General features: G+C 39.3%; 25 protein-coding genes. 7 read left to right on the plus strand and 18 right to left on the minus strand.

Annotated elements, in window-relative coordinates; all coding sequences use genetic code 11:
• The first annotated feature begins 46 nt into the window (after window positions 1-46).
• The 6 genes from GNP81_RS11505 (at window position 47) to mgtE (ending at window position 4908) form a co-directional block, all read left to right on the plus strand.
• Window positions 47-1474: an RNA polymerase factor sigma-54 gene (locus GNP81_RS11505; protein ID WP_419465706.1), complete on the plus strand. Its 1428-nt coding sequence runs from the start codon at window positions 47-49 to the stop codon at window positions 1472-1474.
• Between the two features lie 19 nt (window positions 1475-1493).
• A complete protein-coding gene (gene hpf / locus GNP81_RS11510; protein ID WP_005417493.1) occupies window positions 1494-1781 on the plus strand; it encodes a ribosome hibernation promoting factor in 288 nt (95 codons plus the stop codon).
• Window position 1782: 1 nt separating this feature from the next.
• A complete protein-coding gene (gene ptsN, locus GNP81_RS11515) occupies window positions 1783-2226 on the plus strand; it encodes a PTS IIA-like nitrogen regulatory protein PtsN (protein WP_012534023.1) in 444 nt (147 codons plus the stop codon).
• Between the two features lie 24 nt (window positions 2227-2250).
• A complete protein-coding gene (rapZ, locus tag GNP81_RS11520) occupies window positions 2251-3105 on the plus strand; it encodes an RNase adapter RapZ (RefSeq protein WP_011261178.1) in 855 nt (284 codons plus the stop codon).
• Window positions 3106-3123: 18 nt separating this feature from the next.
• Window positions 3124-3402 carry an HPr family phosphocarrier protein gene (locus GNP81_RS11525; protein WP_155672038.1) on the plus strand — a complete coding sequence of 93 codons (279 nt, stop codon included), beginning with the start codon at window positions 3124-3126 and terminating at the stop codon, window positions 3400-3402.
• Between the two features lie 150 nt (window positions 3403-3552).
• Entirely contained in the window at window positions 3553-4908 is a 1356-nt protein-coding gene (gene mgtE / locus GNP81_RS11530) for a magnesium transporter (RefSeq protein ID WP_005417489.1), read from the plus strand.
• 85 nt (window positions 4909-4993) lie between these two features.
• Here the strand turns inward: mgtE and pmbA are convergent, their stop codons facing one another.
• Complete coding sequence (gene pmbA, locus GNP81_RS11535; RefSeq protein WP_155672039.1) at window positions 4994-6337, minus strand: metalloprotease PmbA; 1344 nt, start codon at window positions 6335-6337, stop codon at window positions 4994-4996.
• A gap of 118 nt (window positions 6338-6455) precedes the next feature.
• Between pmbA and yjgA the strand changes: the two genes are divergently transcribed.
• Entirely contained in the window at window positions 6456-6986 is a 531-nt protein-coding gene (yjgA, locus tag GNP81_RS11540; RefSeq protein WP_196587436.1) for a ribosome biogenesis factor YjgA, read from the plus strand.
• Between the two features lie 86 nt (window positions 6987-7072).
• Here the strand turns inward: yjgA and tldD are convergent, their stop codons facing one another.
• The 17 genes from tldD to GNP81_RS11625 all read right to left on the minus strand — a co-directional run bounded on the left by tldD (window position 7073) and on the right by GNP81_RS11625 (window position 26393).
• Window positions 7073-8518, minus strand: coding sequence for a metalloprotease TldD (gene tldD, locus GNP81_RS11545; RefSeq protein ID WP_155674804.1), 1446 nt, complete (start codon window positions 8516-8518; stop codon window positions 7073-7075).
• A gap of 93 nt (window positions 8519-8611) precedes the next feature.
• Window positions 8612-9430, minus strand: a complete 819-nt coding sequence (locus GNP81_RS11550) for a carbon-nitrogen hydrolase family protein (protein ID WP_155674806.1) — start codon at window positions 9428-9430, stop codon at window positions 8612-8614.
• Window positions 9431-9444: 14 nt separating this feature from the next.
• Window positions 9445-13314 (minus strand): YhdP family protein, encoded by a 3870-nt coding sequence (locus tag GNP81_RS11555; RefSeq protein ID WP_336495452.1) that lies wholly within the window; start codon window positions 13312-13314, stop codon window positions 9445-9447.
• 11 nt (window positions 13315-13325) lie between these two features.
• Window positions 13326-14795 carry a ribonuclease G gene (gene rng, locus GNP81_RS11560; protein WP_063668486.1) on the minus strand — a complete coding sequence of 490 codons (1470 nt, stop codon included), beginning with the start codon at window positions 14793-14795 and terminating at the stop codon, window positions 13326-13328.
• 19 nt (window positions 14796-14814) lie between these two features.
• Window positions 14815-15390, minus strand: a complete 576-nt coding sequence (locus GNP81_RS11565) for a Maf family protein (protein ID WP_005417476.1) — start codon at window positions 15388-15390, stop codon at window positions 14815-14817.
• Between the two features lie 10 nt (window positions 15391-15400).
• Window positions 15401-15892 carry a rod shape-determining protein MreD gene (gene mreD, locus GNP81_RS11570; RefSeq protein WP_005417474.1) on the minus strand — a complete coding sequence of 164 codons (492 nt, stop codon included), beginning with the start codon at window positions 15890-15892 and terminating at the stop codon, window positions 15401-15403.
• A complete protein-coding gene (gene mreC, locus GNP81_RS11575) occupies window positions 15882-16739 on the minus strand; it encodes a rod shape-determining protein MreC (RefSeq protein ID WP_005417473.1) in 858 nt (285 codons plus the stop codon). Before mreC ends, mreD begins: the two co-directional genes overlap by 11 nt.
• 23 nt (window positions 16740-16762) lie before the next feature.
• The gene (locus GNP81_RS11580) at window positions 16763-17806 is read right to left on the minus strand and encodes a rod shape-determining protein (protein WP_005417472.1); all 1044 of its coding nucleotides are present in this window, start codon (window positions 17804-17806) and stop codon (window positions 16763-16765) included.
• Window positions 17807-17928: 122 nt separating this feature from the next.
• Window positions 17929-20928: a DUF6701 domain-containing protein gene (locus GNP81_RS11585; RefSeq protein WP_236798293.1), complete on the minus strand. Its 3000-nt coding sequence runs from the start codon at window positions 20926-20928 to the stop codon at window positions 17929-17931.
• 53 nt (window positions 20929-20981) lie between these two features.
• Window positions 20982-21416: an MSHA biogenesis protein MshP gene (locus tag GNP81_RS11590; RefSeq protein ID WP_196587437.1), complete on the minus strand. Its 435-nt coding sequence runs from the start codon at window positions 21414-21416 to the stop codon at window positions 20982-20984.
• Window positions 21406-22131, minus strand: a complete 726-nt coding sequence (locus GNP81_RS11595) for a PulJ/GspJ family protein (RefSeq protein WP_155672043.1) — start codon at window positions 22129-22131, stop codon at window positions 21406-21408. Before GNP81_RS11595 ends, GNP81_RS11590 begins: the two co-directional genes overlap by 11 nt.
• Window positions 22131-22700, minus strand: a complete 570-nt coding sequence (locus GNP81_RS11600; protein WP_236798294.1) for a type IV pilus modification PilV family protein — start codon at window positions 22698-22700, stop codon at window positions 22131-22133. The genes GNP81_RS11595 and GNP81_RS11600 overlap by 1 nt, the downstream gene beginning before the upstream one ends.
• 8 nt (window positions 22701-22708) lie before the next feature.
• On the minus strand, window positions 22709-23305 hold the full coding sequence (locus GNP81_RS11605; protein ID WP_054775772.1) for a type II secretion system protein: 597 nt from the start codon (window positions 23303-23305) through the stop codon (window positions 22709-22711).
• Between the two features lie 126 nt (window positions 23306-23431).
• The gene (locus tag GNP81_RS11610) at window positions 23432-23893 is read right to left on the minus strand and encodes a prepilin-type N-terminal cleavage/methylation domain-containing protein (protein WP_155674810.1); all 462 of its coding nucleotides are present in this window, start codon (window positions 23891-23893) and stop codon (window positions 23432-23434) included.
• A 164-nt stretch (window positions 23894-24057) separates the two neighbouring features.
• On the minus strand, window positions 24058-24621 hold the full coding sequence (locus tag GNP81_RS11615; RefSeq protein WP_005417465.1) for a prepilin-type N-terminal cleavage/methylation domain-containing protein: 564 nt from the start codon (window positions 24619-24621) through the stop codon (window positions 24058-24060).
• A gap of 87 nt (window positions 24622-24708) precedes the next feature.
• Window positions 24709-25164: a type IV pilus, mannose-sensitive hemagglutinin protein MshF gene (locus GNP81_RS11620; protein WP_155672047.1), complete on the minus strand. Its 456-nt coding sequence runs from the start codon at window positions 25162-25164 to the stop codon at window positions 24709-24711.
• Between the two features lie 2 nt (window positions 25165-25166).
• Window positions 25167-26393, minus strand: a complete 1227-nt coding sequence (locus GNP81_RS11625) for a type II secretion system F family protein (protein ID WP_155672048.1) — start codon at window positions 26391-26393, stop codon at window positions 25167-25169.
• Window positions 26394-26400: the final 7 nt, after the last annotated feature.

A 26400-nucleotide genomic window follows, 5' to 3' on the forward strand; every position in this document is an offset into this window, starting at 1 on the left:
AATAATGAAAGCATCTCTTCAGCTAAAAATGGGACAACAACTTGCTATGACGCCTCAGTTGCAGCAAGCTATTCGATTATTGCAATTATCGACCCTTGACCTACAGCAAGAGATTCAAGAAGCGCTCGACTCAAATCCACTTCTAGATGTAGAAGAGGAAGCATTAAGCACACCTGAAACTCTTACCTCTCCTGAGCCTCAAGCGGAAAAAGAAACCGCATCAGCAGAGCAAGAAACACCAGTAACTGATAGCAGCGATGTCATCGAAAGCAATAACATTTCAGAAGAACTTGAAATGGATGCAAGTTGGGATGATGTTTATAGCGCAAACAGTGGAAGTACTGGATTAGCCATTGATGACGACACTCCTATTTATCAAGGTGAAACCACAGAAAGCTTGCAAGATTATCTGATGTGGCAAGCGGACTTAACTCCATTTACCGATCTTGATCGTACAATCGCAACCACGATTATCGAGTCATTAGATGAGTATGGTTACCTAACGAGCTCTCTTGACGATATTTTAGAAAGTATTGGAGATGAAGAGGTTGAGATGGATGAAGTTGAAGCGGTTTTAAAACGCATTCAACAATTTGATCCATTAGGTGTAGCTTCTCGTGATTTGGCAGAGTGTCTATTACTTCAACTTGCGACCTACCCTGCAGATACCCCTTGGTTACCTGAAACTAAGCTGATTTTAAAAGAGCATATTAATTTATTAGGAAATCGAGACTACCGACAACTAGCAAAAGAGACTAAGCTTAAAGAAAGTGACTTAAAGCAAGTCATGATGCTTATTCACGAGTTAGATCCTCGTCCTGGTAACCGTGTTATTGATACTGAAACTGAGTACGTTATTCCTGATGTTTCTGTATTCAAACATAATGGAAAATGGGTTGTAACCATTAATCCTGACAGTGTTCCTCGCTTAAAAGTAAACGCAGAATATGCGGCTCTTGGTAAGACAATGGGCAATACTCCAGATGGGCAATTCATTCGTACCAATTTGCAAGAGGCAAAGTGGTTAATTAAGAGCTTAGAGAGCAGAAACGAGACGCTGCTCAAAGTTGCACGTTGTATAGTTGAACATCAACAAGATTTCTTCGAATATGGTGAAGAAGCAATGAAACCTATGGTTTTAAATGACATCGCATTAGATGTCGATATGCACGAATCCACCATATCACGAGTAACAACACAGAAGTTCATGCATACCCCTCGAGGTATTTTTGAATTGAAATATTTCTTCTCTAGTCATGTTAGTACGGATAATGGTGGTGAATGTTCATCTACAGCAATCCGAGCACTAGTGAAAAAATTGGTTGCGGCTGAGAATCAAGCGAAGCCGTTAAGTGATAGTAAAATTGCAACCTTACTGGCTGAGCAAGGGATCCAAGTAGCACGCCGTACCATTGCTAAATATCGTGAATCACTTGGTATCGCACCATCAAATCAGCGTAAGCGTTTACTTTAATTAATTAAAAGGAAGTGTTATGCAAATAAACATCGCAGGTCAAAACGTCGAACTAACCGATAGCCTTCGTGAGTATGTGAATACCAAATTCCAAAAATTAGAGCGTTTTTTTGAACACATTAATAATGTGCATGTTGTATTAAAATTAGAAAAAGTACAGCATGTAGCAGAAGCAACACTTCACGTAAATCAAGGTGACATACACGCTCATTCTGACGCAGAAGATATGTATGCAGCTATTGATGGTTTGGTTGATAAATTGATCCGCCAACTCAATAAACATAAAGAAAAACTAAGTAGTCATTAACATGCAATTAAGCACCATTCTTTCATTGGATTGCACGAAAAGTGCAGTCCAATGCACAAGCAAAAAGCGCGCATTAGAACTTATTAGTGAGATTGCCGCACCTCAAATTGGTCAAAGTCCTCAAGAACTTTTTGAAAGCTTATTAAACCGAGAAAAAATGGGAAGTACTGGTATAGGTAATGGAATAGCTATCCCCCATGGCCGTATGTTCAATTGTGATAATGCCGTAGCTGTACTTATCCAATGCCAAGAACCCATCGAATTTGATGCTATTGATAATCGTCCTGTTGATATTCTTTTTGCACTTCTCGTTCCCGATGAACAATGTAAGCTTCATCTAAAAACACTTTCTAGTGTTGCTGAAAAACTCAATGATAAACAAGTACTGCGTCAGCTTCGTCATGCGGAAAATGATGACGAGCTTTATCAAATCATCACATCTTAGCCATCTCTTTTTAAGGTCATAATAATGAAACTCATGGTAGTTAGCGGAAGCTCTGGAGCAGGTAAATCTGTCGCTTTACGTGTATTAGAAGATCTTGGTTATTATTGTGTTGATAATTTACCGATTGATTTACTCACGCAATTTGTAGAATCAATTCAGCATAGCAGCCAAAATGTTGCTGTCAGTGTTGATATCCGCAACCTACCTAAAGATCCGGCATTATTAAAGAACACCTTAGCGCTATTAAAGAAAACACATGACGTTACGGTTATCTTTTTAGATGCTGAAGATAAAGAGCTAATTAAGCGCTACAGCGAAACTCGCCGCTTGCACCCACTCTCTTTAATTGGAGAACAGTGCTCTTTAGAGCAAGCCGTCACACTTGAGAAAAGCATTTTAAGTGACTATAGAGAAGAAGCCGATCTTGTTTTAGATACCACAACAAAATCTATTCATGATTTAAGTGAAACCCTGCGTTCACGGATCCTAGGTCGAGAATCTAAAGAGTTGGTGATGGTATTTGAATCTTTTGGTTTTAAGCACGGTTTACCCACCGACGCTGATTATGTTTTTGATGTACGCTTCTTACCTAACCCTCATTGGGAGCCAAGTTTACGTCCAATGACAGGATTAGATAAACCTGTTGCTGACTATCTAGCAAAGCATACAGAAGTCATTCAACTTAAAGAACAAATCCAACAATTTTTGACAACTTGGTTACCTGCTCTTGAAAAAAACAATCGCAGTTATTTAACCGTAGCCATTGGTTGTACTGGCGGACAGCACCGCTCTGTTTATATTACTCAACAATTAGGGGAATACTTTAAACAGCAAGGTAAACAAGTTCAGATCCGTCATAAAACCCTAGAAAGACATTAATATTAAAGAGCCTTAACTATGCCAATCTCATCTCGCCACTTATTAATAAAAAATCGATTAGGTTTGCATGCTCGTGCCGCAATAAAATTAGTTGAGATGGCACAAAGCTTTGATGCTGTCATTACCTTAACGAATGAAGAGAATACTCAAGCAACCGCAGATGGTGTCATGGGGCTTTTAATGCTCGATTCATCACAAGGGCAATACGTTGATGTATCCGCTGATGGGATTGATGCAGAGCAAGCACTCAATGCCATTTGTGAACTTATTGAAGCGGGTTTTGATGAAGATGAGTAGATAATACTCATCTCAACACCTGTTTAACTCAATCCTTACAAAATTCACTTATCGTGCCTTCCAAATTGCGTTACTATTCAGCCCATTATCTAATCTAGATTGTCTATACTCATTATTCGAGTTAGAAATCGGTTTTCTATGGGGGAGAGTATGCAAGAGCTACAAGATTTCGATCAAACCCATCAAACTCTTCAAGAAGTATCTAATGCACTTGATAGTGGGATGTTTGTCCATGTTCGTCGTTTATTACAAGACATGGAACCCGAGGATATTGCCCATCTATTAGAAGCTTCGCCCAGAAAAAGCCGTAACGTATTATGGCAGTTAACCGATCCTGAAGATTATGGTGAGATCCTTGATGAGCTATCTGAAGATGTAAAAGATGGCATCGTCTCTCAAATGGCTCCAGAAAGCATTGCTGAAGCAACTGAAGGCATGGAGACAGATGATGTCGCTTACGTTCTTCGTAGCTTACCTGACGATGTCTCTCGTGAAGTATTAAGTCAAATGGATACGGTTGATCGCTTCCGCGTTGAAACCGCCCTATCATACCCAGAAGACACTGCTGGCGGTATGATGAATACCGACTTCATTACAATTCGTGCAGATGTCGAGATCGATGTTGTTCTTCGTTACCTTCGCATGAAAGGTGAATTACCAGAAGCCACCGATGCACTGTATGTATTAGATGAGGAAAGCCGCTTAATCGGTCATTTATCTTTAACTACGATTCTTACTGCCCAACCAGATGTTCTTGTCAGTGATGTAATGGAAGATGCCGATGAAGCGATTCCTGTAAATACGGATGACGGTGAAGTTGCTAATTTATTTGAACGTCGTAATTGGGTTTCTGCACCAGTTGTTGATGAAAATAATTTACTCTTAGGTCGTATCACTATCGATGATGTTGTCGATGTTATTCGTGAAGATGCTGAGCACTCAATGATGAGTATGGCCGGTATGGATGACGAAGAAGATACCTTTGCACCAGTTGTAAAATCAGCACGTCGTCGTAGTGTTTGGCTTGGTATGAATGTACTTGCAGCACTTGCTGCCGCATCGGTTTCAAACATGTTTGAAGCAACCTTAGCCCAAATGGCTTCTATTGCAGTCTTAATGACAATCGTACCATCAATGGGTGGCGTGGCTGGTAACCAAACTGTTGCTCTGGTTATTCGTGGTTTAGCGGTGGGTCATATCGGTGACAGTAACAAAAAAGAACTGCTTATGAAGGAAGCCGGGATCGGCATCTTAAATGGTATTCTTTGGGCTGCTATCATTGGGGGCATTGTGATGGTTTGGAAAGGTGACATCATGCTTGGTGCTATTATATCTGCAGCTATGTTGGTTAATCTTACTGTAGCGGGTGTTGCTGGTGTATCGATTCCTTTGATTCTTAAAAAGATGAATATCGATCCTGCCTTAGCTGGTGGTATGGCATTAACAACCATTACCGATGTTATCGGTCTATTTGCTTTCCTTGGTTTAGCAACTATCCTGATGTAATTTTGATTTTTTACATGACATAAAAAAAGCGCGCTCTCATTTAATGATTGCGCGCTTTTTTCTTTATGCTTTATTCGTGTTACGGCTACTGACCAGCAATCTTCATTGATTCAATTAAAATAGAACCTGTTTGAATTTGAGAACGTGTTTCTACATCATTACCCACTGCAACAATATTGTGATACATGTCAGCAAGGTTACCCGCAATGGTAATTTCAGAGACAGGATATTGAATTTCACCATTCTCAACCCAAAAACCGGCAGCTCCACGAGAGTAATCACCCGTGACCGTATTCACACCTTGCCCCATAAGCTCAGTCACTAAAAGACCTGTACCCATGGTTTTCAGCATTTGCTCAAAGCTTTGACCTGTTGATTTAACAAACCAGTTATGGATACCACCAGCATGACCTGTTGGTGTCATGTTTAATTTACGTGCAGCATAGCTGGTTAGTAGATACGTAGCTAATACACCATCGGTAATGATTTCACGGTCTTGAGTGTACAAACCTTCACTATCAAATGGACTACTTGCCAGCCCTTTTAAAATATGTGGACGCTCACTTACATTAAACCACTCAGGTAAAATCTTCTCATTTAACTTATCAAGCATAAATGTCGATTTACGGTACAAGTTAGCACCACTAATCGCCATAACTAGGTGCCCTAATAAGCCCGTAGCAACGTCTGCAGCAAACATTACAGGTACTTTCATAGTATCTAGCTTTTTAGCATCTAAACGACTTACTGTGCGTTTTGCGGCTTCTAAACCTACTTTTTTAGCATCCCATAAATCATCACGATGACGAGCAACGGTATAGCTGTAATCACGTTCCATATCGCCATTTTTATCAACACCAATTACGCTACAGCTAATGCTTTGGCGGCTAGATGGGTAACTTGCCAACATACCATGACTGTTACCATATACCTTAATGCCATAATGACTATCATAGCTTGCACCATCACTTTGTTTAATTGATGAGTGATATTCTAAAGCCGCTTGCTCAGCTTCAATCGCTTTTTGCGCAGCATAGTCTGGCTCTGGTTCATCAGGATGAAATAAATCCAAATCTGGAATATTTTTCGCCATTAATTCTTTTGGCGCAGGACCTGAAAACGGGTCTTCTGATGTGTAGTTTGCAATATCAAGTGCTGCAGCAACCGTTTGTTGAATCGCTTTATCACTTAAATCAGATGTTGATGCGCTTCCTTTACGATGACCACGGTATACAGTGATGCCTAACGCACCATCACGGTTAAATTCAACATTCTCAACCTCACCCATAAGTGTTGATACACTAATGCCCGTCGTTTTTGTAATAGCAACTTCTGCTGCACTTGCATGCTGTGTAGCCATGTCTAAAGCTTTAGCTACCGCTGCTTCGAGTTCAATTTTTTGATTCATCATTTGCTGTTTTGCGCCCATAACATCTGACTAAATAGATACATTTTTACTAGAATAACATTCTATGTGATAAATTTGCGCCCAATTATTCATTTATCTTGCTAAAATAGAGTCAATCACCCATTAAAGAATGAAGATCATGGCAAGAAAAAATCAGAAAGCTCCTTGGGAAGAGGAAGAAGAGATCATCTGGGTAAGTAAGACCGAGATGAAAAACGACATGGAAGACTTACAAAAATTGGGCGAAGAGTTAGTTGGTTTAAAACCATCTGTTCTGGCTAAATTCCCTCTTTCAGATGATCTGAGAGAAGCAATCAATGACGCTCAACGTTTTAAAAATGAAGCGAAACGTCGTCAACTGCAATTCATTGGTAAGCTAATGCGTAATGAAGATCCAGAGCCTATCCAATTAGCTCTAGATAAAATTCGCAACAAGCACTCACAAGCAACAGCTGCACTTCATAAACTAGAAACACTTCGCGATCGTATGATTGAAGAAGGTGACGCAGTGATTGAAGAAGTAATGGCAAAATATCCTGATGCCGATCGTCAGCGTTTCCGCCAACTTGCGCGCCAAGCTAAAAAAGAAAAAGCATCGAACAAGCCACCAAAGGCGTTCCGTGAAATTTTCCAAATCTTAAAAGATCTGTACCTAAACGAAGATCTGTAATTCTTTTGAATGCATATTTTTGTTAATAAAAAAGCCAAGCATCTTAATGATCCTTGGCTCTTTTTTTATTCATTTCGTTGTCAGTATTACTCTGTACCACCAACCGTTAACGCATCTAGTTTAAGCGTAGGTTGACCAACACCAACAGGTACGCTCTGACCAGCTTTGCCACATACACCTACACCACGGTCGAGTGATAAATCATTACCAACCATCGAGATTTGCTGCATTGCTTCAATGCCTGAACCAATTAATGTCGCCCCTTTTACTGGACGGGTAATTTTACCATCTTCAATTAAATACGCTTCTGATGCTGAGAAAACAAACTTACCAGAGGTAATATCTACTTGGCCACCACCAAAATTAGGTGCATAAATACCTTTTTTAACCGTTGAGATGATTTCTTCAGGTGCATACTCACCAGGCAGCATATAAGTATTTGTCATGCGAGGCATTGGTAAATGTGCATAAGACTCTCGACGGCCATTACCGGTAGGTGCAACACCCATTAATCGAGCATTAAGCTTATCCTGCATGTAGCCTTTTAATACACCATTTTCAATTAGTGTATTGTATTGCCCAGGAACACCTTCATCATCAACATTTAATGACCCACGACGATCAACCATAGTGCCATCGTCAACAATAGTACATGCAGAAGACGTTACTTTCTCACCAACTTTACCAGCAAATACTGACGAACCTTTACGGTTAAAGTCACCTTCAAGACCATGCCCTACTGCTTCATGCAATAAAACTCCCGGCCAACCAGAACCAAGAACTACAGGCATCATACCTGCAGGTGCTGCGTCAGCATCAAGATTAACTAAAGCTTGGCGTATCGCCTCATCAGCAAACTCTAGCGCAATAGATTTACCACTGATTTCCGTTAAGAAATAATCATAACCATAGCGGCCACCACCACCAGCACTACCACGTTCACGCTTATCACCACGCTGAACTAATACGCTAATAGAAAGACGTACCAATGGACGAATATCGGCAGCATAGGTGCCATCTAAAGCAGCAACAAGCATTTGCTCATAGACACCACTAATGCTTGCAGACACTTCTTGAACTAGTGGCTCTTTCGCTCGAATATAAGCGTCGATCTCTTCAAGCAATGCGATCTTCTGTTGCTTATCTAAACTATTTAACGGATTTACAGGCTGATAAAATTGAGGAATAGACTGCGATGAGAATGCCTTAACTTTGCCTTCACCACCTTGCTGAACGATACCACGAGCCGCTTTAGCACTCTGAGTTAATGCTTCAAGGTTAATCTGATCTGAATAAGCAAACCCTGTTTTTTCTCCAGCAACAGCTCGAATACCTACACCACGATCTATATTAAAAGACCCGTCTTTAATAATACTGTCTTCAAGTACCAATGACTCATGCCAACATGATTGAAAGTAGATATCAGCGTAGTCTACGTCTCGTTTTGCGATGGTGCTTAAGGTCTGAGACAGTTCCTGCTGACCGATCCCTGCTTGACTCAATAAGGATTGTTCTACTTCTTGCAAACTCATTAGGAATACTCTTTTTTAAGAATTTAAAATCTATCGTTTAATTATGAAGAAAAAAGAGTGAGTTTTATAGGCTAAACTCACTCTTTTCTGTATTTAAAGCAGATGACTGGTTAAACGAGCGTGTTCCGCTATAGGCATTTTTTTTCGGATTTGATTCATTTGCTCAAGGTCTATATCAGCAATAATAACACCAGTTCCTTCTTGTTGTGCGGTCACTTTATTGCCCCACGGGTCTATAATCATTGAATGCCCCCATGTTTCGCGTCCAGCACCATGTTTACCCCACTGCCCAGCAGCAAGTACCCAACACTGGGTCTCTATGGCTCTTGAGCGTAATAATATGTCCCAATGTGCATAGCCGGTGACTTTAGTAAAAGCCGCTGGAACAAGAATGATTTCAGCGCCCTGCTTACGTAATTCACTATACAACTGAGGAAAACGCACATCATAGCAAATAGATAGTCCAACTTTCCCAATAGGCGTATCTACGACTTTAATGTCATTACCAGCCGTAAAAGTATCGGATTCTCGGTAACTCTGATGCCTATCTTCGACATCAACATCAAACATGTGCAATTTATTGTAATGTTCGACTAAATGACCATTATCATCAAATACAAGGCTGGTCGTAGATAAACTGCCGTTTTCATTTCTTGTAGGGAATGAACCTATCACAAGCCACAATTGATAATGACGAGCAAGCGCTGACAATTGGTCTTGTAATACACCTTTACCTACTGGCTCAGCATATCGCTCATAATCGTCTTTTTGCCCAAATACAATGCAATTTTCTGGAGTTAAAACTAACTTAGCGCCTTGTAGTTGTAGCCCTTTTAGTTTGAGTTTTAGCTGCTTAATATTCTCATCGGGCTCCGCTCCCGAAGTCATCTGAACAATACCAACTTTACTCATAATACGTCCTTTTCTTATTTTTCCGTTTTCTCAGGTAATTGATATTCACCTTGGCTACGAGATAGCTCTTTTACCGTAGGTGAATCTAGCGGCCCTTCAACCTTATAATTAACTTGTGTAATAACGTCAATAACAGGAGCAATAGCCGTCGCTACAGCCAATACGATAATTGCGGTTTGTGGTGCTACAGCAAATGCGGTAATGATTGGTATTCCCGATGTTAAATCTGGCGTAAAGCTAACCTCTGCATCAACTAAGCGAGTATTTAAGTCAGCTTTACCTTTTATATTCATCTCACCAGCGACCGCATCCATCGTTAGATTATTACTAACAAAGATACCATTTCGCATCTTGCCGCTACCTGTAATTGAATTAAAGGCCATACCATCATCAAATACGTCTCTAAAGTCCAATTGCATTTTTCGGATAATAGAATCGATACTAAATAAACCTAAGAAGCGAGCAGCACCTTTTACATCGGTAATCACACCCTCACCTAAAGTCGATGCTAACTCACCAGATAATGTATTTGTTCGAATACTCCATGGAGCACCATCCCAATTTAAATCACCATCCATACTATAGCTGGCTTTTTGAATGCCTGAACTGATACCAAATCGAGCTAACAATTCTGAGTTGTTTTCACCTGACGCTTTCACTTTAAAGGTTGAATGACTCTTTTCTTTATCTAACAACCAATTACCAGACATAGCTAATTTATTTTCACCACTGGTAATTTTCAATTTATCTAAATAAAAAGTATCACCCTTCTTATGCAGTTTTGTGTCAACTTTCCCCAATTTGTAACCTTGAATCCACGCATCTTTAATCGTTAATTCTAAATTTGGCATTAAGCGGAAGAACTCACGGTCAAAAGAGGATATTAGCGGTTCATTCTCTTTTGCTCGATTTAGCCCTCTTTGATTTTCAGGCTTATCAAGACTTGGAATAAATATATGCAGATTATCCAATTGTACTAGCAATTCATCATTATCTTTCCAGCTCGCCTTGCCATCGACCTCTTGGCTTCGAACCTGAGCATACCAACCTTGAGATTTTTTACGAATATCAGCATTCACATCATTCCAATCTAGCGATGCTAAATGAAGAGATTTAATATTTGAATCAATTCGAGTCGGTACAGGAATAACAGGAAAGTGAGACATAGCTACACTTTTTGATTTTTTCTTAGCCCCTTTACTTAAAATAGGCTCTGCAATCCATGCATCAGCATCTAAATACTTGGTATTGATTGACGCCGAATTACCAACGATAGGGCTGACCTTGTAATTCCCTTTACCAACAACTACATGACTAGCTGTAATCTCTGGAATTTTACCCGTAATATCTATTTCAGCTTGATATTTTGTATCAGGTAAAGTTAATCGCCCTGATAGTTTTTCAGAGTTTCCAGAAACTTGTAGCGATGCCTTTTCAGTTGTTCCTCTCTCTGATGCTAAAGGATAAGGAAGCGTTGAAGCCATATTACCTAATTGCGCATAAACGCCAATCTGATAAGTAAAACCAACATCTGCAACTTGGAGATTAATATTTGAATTCCATGAAGAAGTACCACTCACCTTATCCATCATAGGCGAATCAATATAGTTTTTAAGTGGTGCAATTTTCCAATTACCTTTGGTTTCAATTTTTACACCATAGTAATCAGATTGGTCTTCACCATGGAAAGATAACGAAACAGGTTGCCCAAGCAACGAAGCTTTAATCCCACTCGCTTTCACAACATCATTATCAAACTCGATGCGCCCTTTAGCATTAGTTAATACAATATTAGGCGACTGCAACTCTATATGGTTATTCGCTAAATCAGCATAACCCCACGCTCGAACACCCTCACCAGAGAATGGAATATCTAAACGCAGCAATGCATCCACACGATTATCAACTTGTATGCTATTTAATGCAGCCCCCACAGAATCAACCAATGGCGTTGCTGTCATGTACTCTCGAACCGCTTTACCTGAACCATTCGCCGTTGCTCGAATCGTTAATTTTCCATCTTCAGATAGGTTTGCAATTCGACCTGTTACTCGAGTGGCATGGACATCCATAAGATCCGCTGAATGCGAACTTAAAAACATCGATGCATTTTGGAACATTAAATCCAATTGGAGATTAGTTAATGGTGGCCACGCTGTATCAAAAGCAAACTGCGCATCTTTTAAGCCAACTTTAACCTGAAAAATACCATCATATTTAGTGTAAGGAAAATCATCCAACTCACCATACCAAAGCAGTTGAACGGTTTTAGCATTACCACCTTGCACAGCCGCAGACAAATAATCAGTAAGATCTTGGCCTAATGCTAATGTTGGCAAATAGCGCCACGTCTGATCTGCATTAAATGCATCTGCTTCAGCATAAAAAGAAAGTACAGATGGTTTATCTGTTGGGAAATCTAAGCGGAACTCCCCTCTTGCTTGTAAGTCAGGTGTAGAAACATAAATGTAATCAGACCATAAACGCCAGCCGTCATTATTCACTTCCCAATAAGCGGTAACATCACCGTCTTTAATATTTAATGGCGCTTGGAAAACATCACCATAAGGAAGAGTATCATCAACCAAAGACAGTTTTGCTTTACCTTTCTCTTCGTTGCCAGTAATTAACACATCCAACTTATGAAACCCTGGAAGAAGCTCCCACTGGTTCATTCCAGCAGATAAAATCGATGCTGAATAATTCAATCCCGTTGTTTTATCCAATTCCACGCGGATATCATTCACGCTGCCTTTTGGATTTAACGTTGTCAGTAGATCTGTCACATTATCTTGAGAAGGCGGCAATAATGTTTTCAACCCTAGCGCACTTTGCAAATCAATATGAGCTAAATTTAAAACCCATTTTTCAGGTTGCCAAGAAAAACTGCCGGTAATTTCAGGCCATTTATTTCCTTGATGCTTAACCTGTACATCCGTTGCAAAAACATTCCACCCTTTATTATCAGGTTGAAGCTCAAACACGCCGCCTTCTACACTAACCTGATGAATACTTTTATCTTCAACCCAATTTAAATACGAAGGAGACGCTTCAACTAATGCATCAATTGGTTGGCCATTTTTAAAAGAAAACCAAGCATTTACTGATACTTCACCTTGCGTTATTCCATATTCTTTTTGGATAGAATCAGTGATCCAAGGCGTCACTTGAATATTTTTAGCTTCAACATAAAAGTGACCATCTAAACTTTTAAATGATCCTTTTTCTTTGAAATTAGCAATGACTTTAAGTTGATTGATTTCACTACCAATAACACTGACGATGCCTTCTGCTAAGTGTTTTCGACGTTCATTACGCCATTGAAGAGAGTCAATCTGAATGGTTTTTTCGTTACCATCAAGCGCCATGAAAGCAACTTGAGAACTTTTTATGGAGAAGTGATTTAAACGAACGAGAAATAAGTCTTCTAAACGTTTAGCTAAAGACTCATCACTCTCTTTTTCTGCTTTTATATCTTCCTCATTTTTCCCTAAACTTGAAGGACCTAACGAAGTAAGATCTGCAGTCAACTTATCAATTCTTAAATCAGCAAATTGAGGTTGCTGTGCCCATAATGAAGATAAAATATTAAGTTGAATCTCAACCGCTCCCACTGAAATTATTTCATCGCCAGTGCTTGGATCAACTGCGGTCAATTTTCTAAGATTTAATGACGGGTTGGTATTTCTCCAACGTCCTTTAACTTCACCAATAGAGATAGAAAACCCTGTCGTTTCTGAAAGGAAAGTTTCAATTTCGGGCTGATATTGGTTGAGAGTAGGTAGAAAAAGGCGCAGGCTGGTAATGACTAATGCTGCTAGTAAAAATACCAGCAGCAATAATCCCATCAAGCAACGTTCAAAACGAATTAACTTAGTGGTCACTTATTTTTCTCTTACATCATAACGACGTCAAACTGCTCTTGAATATAAAGAGGTTCAGCTTGAATTTTAACTTGTTTACCAATAAAAAGTTCGAGTTCAGCTAGCGCATGAGACTCTTCCCCTTCAAGAGCATCAGCAACAGCTACCGAGGCATAAACAACAAACTTATCAGAGTCATACGCTCGGTTTACACGCGTGATTTCACGTAAAATTTCATAACATACGCTTTCCACGGTTTTCACTGCTCCACGACCTTCACAAGTAGGGCATTGACCACATAAGATATGTTCAATACTTTCTCGAGTTCGTTTACGCGTCATCTCAACTAAACCAAGTTGTGTAAAACCATTGATATTGGTTTTTACACGATCTTTTTCTAAAGCAGTACCTAAAGATTGGAGAACTCGGCGACGATGCTCTTCACTTAACATATCAATGAAATCAATAATGATGATTCCACCTAAATTTCGTAAGCGAAGTTGACGAGCTATCGCTTGTGTAGCTTCAATATTGGTATTAAAAATGGTTTCTTCTAAATTGCGTCGACCAACAAAAGCACCAGTATTTATGTCCACAGTGGTCATAGCTTCGGTTTGATCGATAATCAGATAACCGCCAGATTTTAATTCAACTTTACGATCAAGTGCTCGTTGAATTTCATTCTCAGTTTCATACATATCAAAGATAGGCTTATCACCTGAGTAATATTCCAATTTCTTTGTTAATTCAGGTACGAATTCTGTTGTAAATTCTTTTAGCTTCTCAAATGCTAGCTTTGAATCCACACGGATAAGGTCTAGCTCTGTACCAACAAAGTCACGTAAAATACGTTGGTCCAAACCTAGCTCACCATAAAGCATTGATTTTGTTTTATTCTTTTTACGACGTTCAATTACTTTATGCCATAAACGTTTTAAGAAAGCAGCATCTTGTGAGATCTCAGCCTCACTCGCACCTTCAGCTGCGGTTCGAATAATAAACCCACCAAACTCATCACAATAATCAGAGACGGTGTCTTTTAAACGATTACGCTCTTTCTCGCTTTCAATACGTTGAGATACACCAACGTGACTTGCTCCTGGCATAAATACCAAGTAACGAGAAGGTAGAGTAATATCTGTTGTCAGACGAGCACCTTTTGTACCAAGCGGATCTTTTACTACTTGTACAACGAGATCTTGTCCTTGGTGGACAAGCTGTGAAATATCCCTTACTTGGAATTGACGTTTTTCATTTTCAGAAACACATTCTGTATGAGGGACAATATCTGAGGCGTGAAGAAATGCGGCTTTATCCAAACCGATATCAATAAACGCAGCTTGCATGCCCGGTAATACTCGGCTTACACGGCCTTTATAAATATTACCAACAATACCGCGCCTTGCTTCTCTTTCTACATGAACTTCTTGAAGCACACCGGCTTCAATCATCGCAACTCGAGTTTCGCTCGGAGTTACGTTTATTAACAACTCTGTACTCATTTGGAGCACCTCACTAATTTTACAAAAATTGGTGTAAGAGCTGATCTGTTTCCATCAAAGGCAGTCCCATGACAGCGTGATAGCTGCCATCAATACGCGAGACAAATCGCCCACCACTACCTTGAATACCGTATGACCCTGCTTTATCGCAAGGTTCACCACTTTCCCAATATTGTTCTATTTCTTGTTCAGAAAGCGTTTTAAACCATACCTGAGTAATTACTGTTTTGGTTCTTATTTTTTCAGGTGTGGCAATCGTTACAGCAGTCATTACTTGATGTTGACGACCAGACAGTGCCAAGAGCATTCTCTTAGCATCTTCAAAATCTTTTGGTTTTTCTAAAATAACACCATCGATAACAACGATGGTGTCAGAGCCCAATACTGGGGTATATTTACTCTTTGTTTTTTCTATCGCTTTAACGCCAGCTTGAGCCTTATCTTTAGATAAACGCTCAACATACATCAATGCCGTTTCATGTTCTTGATGTATCTCTTCAACATCCACCGATAACACATCAAATTGATAACCTAATTGCGTTAACAACTCTTTTCTTCTCGGAGAACCTGACGCTAAGAAAACTTGCGCTTCCATTCTTGCTTTCCTATCGAATTGACCAATGACGGCGAACTCTTCGCATTAATAAAAACAACCAAGGCCATAGTAGGAAGTTTAACACGCCTGCCCATAAAAAATGTGCGTTAAAAGACACATCATGAACTAAAAACTCCCCCATAAACTCTAATATTTTCCCTAATAGGGTTAAACCAGAGAATATTGCAGCTTGTTGCCATAAGGCTAAGTTTCTCAAGACCTTAAAGTTAGCAGCAACCAAATAAACCAATATCGCCATGGTCATACCACGGATGCCTAATGTTGTTCCTAGTAATAGATCCCATAAGATCCCAAGCACCATTGCCGTTCCCACATTCACTCGATGTGGTAGAGCTAGCACCCAATAAAAGGTCACTAAAATGATCCACGACGGTCTTAGAACCTCTAAAGCACCAGGCCAAGGAGCTGCTTGTAACGTCAATGCGATTAAAAAAGAAAGCCAAATAATGACCCTTCCACGCATTAAATGACTACTCGCCATCAGACATCTCCTTTGGTGCTAGTTCATTTCCTGTTGGCCATACAAGTAATAAATAACGTAATTTATCAAACTCAACCGTAGTTTCTATATCAATAGAAGCAAATGGGCGTTTATTATCATTATCTATTTTAGAGATATACCCAACCGGATACCCTTCAGGGTAACGTTGACCTAAACCAGAAGTTACCAATAAATCCCCAACTTTTAAGTCAGTATTTGTTGGTATGTGCTCAAGTTGCATCATATCTAAGTGACCTTTGCCCGATGCAATAACACGAATGTCATTTCTAACTGCCTGCACAGGAATTGCATTATTTGCATCCGTTAATAACAACACTCGGCTGTTATGTGCTCCAACATAGTTAATTTGCCCAACGATACCTTTATCACTGATGACTGGCTGACCTTCATATACGCCATCAACGGAGCCTTTATCTATCATTACTTGATGTGTATAAGGTGCGGAATCCACCGCCATTACTTCCGTTACCATCTTTTTCTCATCACGAATAAATGGTGAACCAAGTAAATTACGTAAACGACTATTTTCTTGTTTCAGCTGCTCCATTAGCAACAAATTACTGTTTTGAACAAACATTTCTTGTTTAAGGCGCTGATTTTCAAGCATGAGAGTATTACGGCTATTAAACCGTTCATACATGCCATTAAACATAGTACGAGGAAGGTTTGCCGCATAATGAATTGGGGAAACAAAGCTATTTAATAGGTAACGTATGTCGGAAAAGGCATTTAAACGACTATCGGCTAACATTAGGCTAGCCGATACCATTACTGCAATAAACAGGCGAAATTGTAGAGAAGGACCTCTACCAAAGATTGGAGTCATATCCACTCACCCGTTAGTTGTTATTACTCTTCACTAAATAGATCGCCACCGTGCATATCGATCATTTCTAATGCTTTACCGCCGCCACGAGCAACACATGTTAGAGGCTCTTCAGCAACAACAACTGGAATCCCCGTTTCTTCTGTTAGAAGACGGTCTAAATCACGAAGTAGTGCACCGCCCCCCGTTAATACCATACCGTGTTCTGAAATATCAGAAGCCAATTCAGGTGGACACTGTTCTAGTGCAACCATTACCGCAGATACGATACCAGATAGAGGCTCTTGAAGTGCTTCAAGGATTTCGTTCGAGTTTAGTGTAAAGCTACGAGGCACACCTTCTGCAAGGTTACGACCACGCACTTCAATTTCACATACGTCATCACCAGGGTAAGCCGAACCGATTTCATGTTTAATACGTTCAGCAGTTGCTTCACCAATCAAGCTGCCGTAGTTACGACGAACGTAGTTAATGATTGCTTCATCAAAACGGTCACCACCAATACGTACAGATGATGAATAAACCACACCGTTTAGAGAGATAACAGCAACTTCTGTTGTACCACCACCGATATCAACAACCATTGAACCTGTTGCTTCAGATACTGGAAGGCCAGCACCGATTGCAGCAGCCATTGGCTCATCAATAAGGAACACTTCACGTGCGCCTGCACCTTGTGCAGATTCACGGATAGCACGACGCTCAACTTGTGTAGAACCACAAGGAACACAAACTAATACGCGAGGACTTGGACGTAACACGCTGTTGTCATGCACTTGCTTAATGAAGTGCTGAAGCATTTTTTCTGTTACGTAGAAGTCAGCAATAACGCCATCTTTCATTGGGCGAATTGCAGAAATGTTACCAGGAGTACGGCCTAGCATCTGTTTTGCATCATGACCAACGGCAGCTACACTTTTAGCTGAACCTGAACGATCTTGACGAATAGCAACCACTGAAGGCTCATCAAGAACAATGCCTTGACCTTTTACATAGATAAGTGTGTTGGCAGTACCTAGATCAATCGATAGATCGTTTGAAAACATGCCACGAAGTTTCTTGAACATAATCTTCGTATTTCCTGAAAACGTGAGAATAAGATAAATTTTATTAAATGTACCAATGCCTAGCCGAATCAGCAAGGTATTGCTACAGAATCCTGAAGCAAATCAGGATTTTTATTCATTTTTTAGTTAGAAGTACCAATAATGTTACTTTCACCACGAAAAATAACACGATCATTACCTCGATACACCCCAAAAGTGACAAGCGTCGAAGGATCTTCATCTCCTTTACCTCGCCAATTGAATTGTAACCAAGGTTGTAGGTATAAACCCGATGGTTTTAATTCACAATGTGTATGCTTTTCACTTAATTGTGGCGAACCTTCAGATAAGCACAACCAAAAGCGGATTTGCTCTCTCAACTGATTGTTATCGGGTTCTGCTCTTAGATCAATTGAGTTAAGACCAGATTTAATACCACCAGTTCCCATTAATTTCGCAGCACTTTCCTTATCAGGTTCTGGCCAAATAGTTTGCTTATAATAAGATGAACCATTAAATATGGCTGCGTCATCTTCTTTACTTAAAATAAAACGCTGACCATCCCAATATTCAACCCTAAGGGGCACTGATACAGATTGTCCTGAAGCAACGCCTACATTATCTAATACCATTCGCCCATAACGAACATCCGGTTGAGATAAAAGTTCTGCCTCTACTAATTGTTGATCTTTAATGAAGGAAACAGGATCTACACCACTAATTTTTAGGCTTAAACTTGTGATTTCTGAACTTGAGTGCCCCGATGTATTAAACGGGCCATCGACCACCGTAGTACGATTTCCAAATGAAGGTGCCCCCTCTTTTTTTGACCACATCACAGCATGATCTAAATTCGTAACTTGCCATACAGCCTTATCACCCCAATGCGTTTCATCTAAATCCACATCAGTAATATTTAAGCGAGAAGCGTATTCCCCAACCAATGAGAACCTAGATTTTAACTCATCGTTAAACTGACCATAGTTGGTGACCTCTGAATCTAAAGCACTATAAGCAGTAACTTGAAAATCCACATTTTTAAAAAATTGATCCATATATACAAAGCTACCCTCTGATGTGCCTTGCTTTTGAGGATAATCCCACTCGGTATTTGTGATAGAAAAATATGCAGGGTAAAAGCGCCCTACCTTAGAAGCCGTTGACGGAATATTAAACCCAGAACGGTTAAAGTAATCATTCTGGAAAACATCAAAACTTAATGTACCTACTTCATTCCAATTTATCTTAGTTGATGAGTTTTGGTTCTCATTTGTCACTTCTTTATTAAAATCCGCAATAGGTTGTCCATCAACAGTAACGACGCCGATAGCACCTGATTGTGGGTAATATACTTGAGAAGATAGATTTAACTTAGCGCTCCCTTCACTATGAGTAATATAGCTTGGCGTCACAGTCTGACTGCAAACTAAAGATGGGTTATCATGATCTGGAATTCCATTTCCATAAGTTCCAGAATCTAATTCTTTAATCCAATTCACCGCTTTTAAATAAGCATTAAAATCAGTTCCAGAAGCCAAGTAAGCGCCATTAAGCTCATCGATATAAGACGGTAATGTAGATGATTGGTCACACAATGCTGCGGTAAAAGGACGGAAATAAAATTGCTCTGAGGTCGTAAACGTATCACCTTGAATATTTGCACTGGCTGTTAATTTTGCCTTTCCAGCATCATTCAATCGAGCTTGAAGAGAACCATCAGCTTGATTTTCATCTCCACCGGCAACACCATTCACAAATGAAATCGATACACTTTTGTTTGCTTCAGCCCAGCTGCTGCCTTCTTTTTTGATTTCAATTCTCTCATTACTTGTCGCAGGTAAGACTGAATTCGAAAAAGTAACATTAATGTCCGTTGTTTCTTTAATTATTGTGCAACTGAGTGCATTTTCATATTCATTTTCTTGTCCGCGTATCATTAATCTAAAAGGATAAGGACGCCCTGCTACTTGATTGCTATCAGAACCATCAACACCTTCTGATGGAACAATGCTGATTGCTTTAGCGATAAACTCATACGGTCCTTCTGTCGTAGTTAGATTTTCACTACTAACACTGGCTGAAACGTTATAAGAATTTAAGAATTTACTATGAATATATCGAGTAACCACAGCAGGACCGCTTGATGGAAACACCGTTTCAAAACGACTGTCATCAGCATGGTTACACTCGGGAGTTGTAATGTTTCCATCGTCACTCCAACACGCTGAGTTTCTATCTCCAGTAGCAACCGGGGTACTGGTTACTTGTAATTCTTGTCCTTTACCTTCAATCACATCACCATTGGTATCAACAAGAGAAAAATCAATTTCTATACCGTCACAAGCAAGTCCTTTCCCTGAAGTTGGAGAGATGACGAGTTGGATATCATTGCTTGGGTTGATGCACTCACTTTCGCCGATTATTCGAGAATTAGATGATAAACTTATTTTCTTTGCTGTAACCGCCCCATGAACAGAAATATTACCGTTAAGAGTTACCTTATTTTCACTATATAAATGCGCTTTTAATAAATTCGATCCCGACATTATTATATCGGTATTAATTCCATGAGCTAAAATTAATAGATTATCTGGCTTTGCTTCATGGTTATAAACGGCACTACCAGAATCTGTCCATTTTTGAACATGAATGATAGTTTTTTCTATATTTGAAAAATATATATCCGCAAAACCCGTCGCATAAAATTGATTAACCCAATAAACCCCAGGTTCAATAACTACCTGAATATAATCAGCAGCATTCCCCCCCCTCAAATTTATCGATGTATAATGGCCAGGGGTAATAGTAATATCATCTATCCCATCAATAGAGCCATCCGCTCCTGTAAACTCAAGTGGTATTGATAACTGAGGAACCATTAAAGAAGGATCTGCAATACAATCGCCACTTTCTCCGTTACCGTCTTCACATGTATTTCCAGACTTTAAGTTCATAGAACCAAGAGGAAATCCAACCTTTCGATTCGGAGTCTCAATGTAAGAACGATTACGTCCCTTTTCACCATCAACGATTAATTGTTTTGAGCCACCACCATCAAACCAAGTTTGAGCAGTAGATGGAAAATACTGACACATATCATCAATCGTATTTAATTCTTTCTTTACTTCTGCATTAGAATTCATAGAAAAGCAAAATAAGGAAATACAACTAATAAAGTAAATACAAATTCTATTCATCAATTAATCTCCTTTGCCCATACTTCTTGAACTCGTGTAACTTGATCAATACCAGAACCACAAGTTACTGAACTTGTAATTTTAAAATATTGAATCTCTTCACTGTGATAATTCACCGTATTTGTCACGCATACCACTTCTGGCTTTTCTTTACAGCCACTCTCATCCGCTCTCATATTAGGACGACGAACCACGCCATTACAGATACTTGTATTAGCACCAGAAACACCAATAGGAAAAAGTTGAGTTAGCCCCCATTCAGCACCCGAATGCGCTAAAAACCATGCTTGAGTACCCAATACTTCTTTAGAAAGCGTGTCATGATTACTATTTTCTACTTTCAATAAATTAAGAGATAAAAAGCCAACTACCACCATGACAACAATGGACATAACCAACAAATTACCCTTCTGCTTTCTTTTATTAGGGAACATTTATCACCTGCACATCATGTTGATATTGAGTAATTTCACCAAGGTCATTTTTAAAAGCTAACACTAACTTCATTATGCTATTACGTTGAATTGATGCATTTTCAAAAGAGAAATGACCGTTATGAACCTGATTAATGAGTTGTGTATTTGAACGAAAAACACCATCTCCCACAATGCAATATTCAATAGGATTAGGATGATAGAAAAATGCGCGTTCAGAAACTGAATTTGATATGAAGGCTGGATTATTATTACTTGAGAACATAACCGTTGATACGCCACCAGAAATACCAACGCTATCTACCATTACGTATCTATGGTTTTCTTCTTGAAGTAAATCATCTTGGGTACTTGGGTTAATTATCAAGCGTAGATTATTCGTATTCAAAGGAACTTCTGACAATAAAACTACGTCGATTGTTTTTTGATTTATCAAAGGAAAAGACAAATAAAATGCACTGCGTTCAATGGGAACAAAACTAATACACTGATTATTTGAAGTAACGTCGATGCTATTAGGAACCGCGTGACGTAATTCACGACTTAACTTTTCAATTAAGAATTTAGCCTGCATTTGATTATCTTGACGATCAATGCTGTCGTTATAACTTTGAAAACCAAGTTGTAGTGTATTACTCGCAGCCAAAGCAACAAGTCCAACAACAACAATGGTTAAAATAAGCTCAATTAACGTAAACCCTAATGCACGTTTCATTAGTAATTACCTCGATACGCACTAAAAGTGTACTTGGCATGGTTACTTCCATAGAGGGTTACTCTAATAAGCTTATACGGTGTTATTACCGTACCTGAATTATCAACATCGTTATAGTTAACCGTTATTTCAACCGTAAAATTTTTATACTCATCGGCATTAGAGACACCAATAAGATCACCTAATTGGTATTGCGGCAAGCTAGTTGAAGAACATACAGAGAGCTCCCCCCAACAACCAATAAAGTCATCAACATCATTAAATGTTGCTGCAATGGTTTCAGCCCCATCCTTACCTAAATTCGTAGAGCAACTAATGAGTGTTCCACTGCCATCCTTTTCACCACATCGATATTGACCACCATTAGGATCACTATTTTCATCAAACTGACGGCTTAAAATATCCGTTACTACAGAATGACCAAGCGTGGCGGCTTGTGCTTGATAAGTCGCCTTATGAGATATGGAAGAAGAAGTAAACACACCAGATACCAAGATCGATAATGCAAATCCTAAGATCACAATGCCTACGATCGACTCAATCAAGGTTAACCCTCGTTGTACATTCAAGCCCCTTTTCATATTTTACAACTCGTACTTTGCAAAGAACGATACATAAAGCCTTCGTTATTGATACAAACAGAACGGCTTTCATTTGTTGATGGGGTTGTAATCGTGATACGGCAATCTTCTTGAGTGCAAAGAGTTAAATCTGATGATGCCGGAATTGTTGGTCGTCCTAATAAGTCAAACGAAAGCTCAGAAATAGTCACCGCACCACTTGCCGTATTAAAAACATAACTTAAACGGATCATATCTAGATTTTCACGATCATTTTCTTTGGAGTAATCGGATAATACGGCACTCGTCATCCCTTGACTTTGACACGCGGAATCCACACCAAATTGATTTGATGCAATGTGAACAGAACGACACGCATTATTGATATGAGAAGTATTCGTTTGCATCGATGCAATTTGAACATGACGTAAAATAGACAAAACTTGCTCTTGGGCTGCAGCTGATGAAAAACGGCTTGCTCCCATGTATTTACTGGCGGTGTAAACTGCAATAATCGCAAGTAGCAGGATCACAACGATAAGCTCCACCAAAGTAAAGCCATTCCTATTTTGTCGTTGTTTTATTTGATTTTTTTTGAGAGGAAAAGTCATCATCCGTTACCTTATAATCTCCTGTTACTAGGATAACGGAAATTATAGATATAGCGAATGGTTTGTTATTTTTAGATACAAAAAAACCAGCGGAGATCGCTGGTTTTTAACTAAAGAGGTTGAATTAGATTAACAACCAGTATCAGTAACGATTGTTGATACGCCAGAAGATTCTGTTGTTGCTTCTCCGTATGTAACAAAACAGTTAGTTGCTGTAATTGTTGCAGCTGTTGCTGAATCAGCTTTAAAACCAACAACTAAAGTTGCACCAGATACTGCACTGCTCCAATCTTCAGATAGACCAACAACCGCTTCACCAATACCCGTATCTTTAGCCATTGGGTAACCGTATTTTGTAGCAATACCATCAACATCAGTTTCTGTTGTAGCCGTTTCTTTACCATCAATCGCCGCTTTACCATAAACGATACCAGCTGCACCAGCCATTGCACCTTTTAGACCTTGCAGAGATGATGCACGCGCATCAGATTGCAGGTTTAAGAATTTAGGTGCTGCAGTTACTGCAAGAATACCTAAAATCACGATAACAACCACTAACTCGATAAGGGTGAAACCACCTTGTCTTTTCATGTTACTTCTCTCTTTTATTATAAAATCGATAGCACAAAACCAGTGCCATCATTATTGTTAAAACCCAAAAACTATTAACGCAAACTGTCAAAACGCCATCGGTTAAAACAGATTTATTCACCCATACATCGCTATCCTAGCTCATCTACAGGCGCTTAAATTACTTATTGTAATGTCACGACAACACGACCTGATTCAGGCTCGTAAGTAAAAAAGTGACCTTCATTTTCTTGTTGTGTGTATTTACATTGACTACGGCTATTCTCACTGATCACTTCAGCAAGATACTTACCTTCATTATCATTTTTATCGTCTGTCACATGCGGTGCATTCTGTAACAACATTTCCATCAACAAAATACACTCTTTTGATGTTAATGATGCTGGGTAACTGCCCGTATCATTACCATCCAAATCTTCTCTTGGTGCAATTGGATAACCTGGACGGTAGTTTGCTTGATTAGCTTGAGAAGGATCCGTTAACCAAAATTCAGTACCATCATAGCTAACCGCATTGTAACCATCAGTTTTTGGTCGAGCTTCCGCTTCCCACTGTGCTCTTGCAGAAAGAACAGCCGTAGCGTAACCACCAGCGACACCTTCAATACTTGCTTTTTTCGCTTCAAGACTGACATCTAAAAAACGAGGTAATGCCACTGTAGCTAATAGACCAATAACAACAATTACAATCACCAGCTCAACCAGTGAGAAACCTTTTTGTGTCTTCATTGTACTGCTTCTCTCTATTCTTAATTTTTCCATGAATTGTAAGGGATTATACAAAAAAAAATACGGCGTTCGTCAAAAATTTGCCACTTATTTTTTATCTATAAATCCGACACTTACTTTTAATGCATCTTTTACTAACATTACCGAAACCACCTTACCATTTGCCATACTATAGTCACAACGATACTGCTCTTTTTTTACTAATTCCGGTTTTTTAATTTCGATGCTGTCCGCATAAATTTTGTCTTTATTGGGTAATAAAAGATGTAACCATTGTAAACAGTCAATCTCATCATCTTCTTTAAGTACAATTGGCCACCCTAAAGAGCTGAACCTGACGTCTATATCATCTTTTACCATTGTCTTAGGTTGCCCATTAACAACCCAATAATTTTTAAACTCATTTGCCGAAGAGAGTATCTCCCTACTTGTCATAATGATTGCTGTATCTTCTACTTCGGGTTCTATTTGCTCCCAATTAATAAAAATCACAGCTAATAAAATAATGACAAGCGCGCCCCATAAAATTCGGGTTGCTGACATAATTAGGTTCCCTTTACTACATCCAACATGTTCCACATCGGTAAGAAAATACCTAATGCTAAAATCAAAACCATGCCTGACACGATGACCAATAAAATCGGTTCAATTCGTGCAGTTAACGTCTTCAAATCATAATCCACTTCACGATCATAAAAATCAGAGACTTCCAATAGTAAATCGTCTATTTGACCCGTTTCTTCACCAACCGCAATCATCTGTTGTACCAAAGGAGTAAAGATCCCACTTTGTGCCGCTGTCGCTGACATGCTGGTACCCGACTCAATGCCTGCTTTCATTTCTAACAATCGATTCTCTAGATATTTATTCCCTAGAGACTCTGCTGATAATGCAAGGGATTGATTTAATGGAACCCCCGACTTCAACATCAATGCAAATGTTCTTGAGAAACGAGACATTTGAGCTCGAGTGACAATACCTCCGACGATCGGTAGACGTAAACGAAACTTATCCCATTTTTCTCGGCCTTCAGCTCGGCTAATCCAAGCTTGAAAAGCAAACATCGCGCCAGTCATTGCGCCAATTAATAAATGCCAATAATTAACAAAGAAACTCGATGTTGCGATAAGTATTCGAGTTGGCAATGGTAATTCCACACCAAAACGAGCAAACATCCCTGCAAACTGAGGGATCACTTTGATATTTAGTACAAACATCGCAAGCAAGATAAAAGTTAAAACAAATACGGGATAACGCATTGCTGACTTAATTCGCTTACGGGTCTCCATTTCTTGTTCGTAATAATTAGCCAATTGCATGAGAGATTGGTCCAATCGACCGGTATTCTCACCAACATGGATCATTGAAACAAACAAAGAGCTAAACACTTGTGGGTGTTGCTGCATAGATACAGACAAACTTCGCCCGTTAGTTAAATCAGTAGTAACCTCTTCTAACGTTGTTTTTAATAACTTGTTATTACTGTTCTGAGCTAAGCCATTCATAGCCCTTAATAAAGGGACACCAGCTTTGGTTAAGCTGTACATTTGGCGACAAAAAATAACCAAAACTTCTAAAGGAATACTTGGCTGCAACCATTTTTTCCAATCCATAGAACGAGATGTTCCACCAAATTTATTGGCTTTTATCCCTGTAGGAATCACTCCATCATTCATCAATTGCTCAGCAGCAGACTCTTGAGATGTCGCTTCAATGGATCCTGAAACAGATTCTCCTCGAAGATTTCTTCCGCTGTATTTAAAAATTGCCATGATTTAT

Origin of the sequence: Aliivibrio fischeri, from assembly GCF_009727955.1 — a bacterium.
Taxonomy (GTDB): domain Bacteria; phylum Pseudomonadota; class Gammaproteobacteria; order Enterobacterales; family Vibrionaceae; genus Aliivibrio; species Aliivibrio fischeri_A.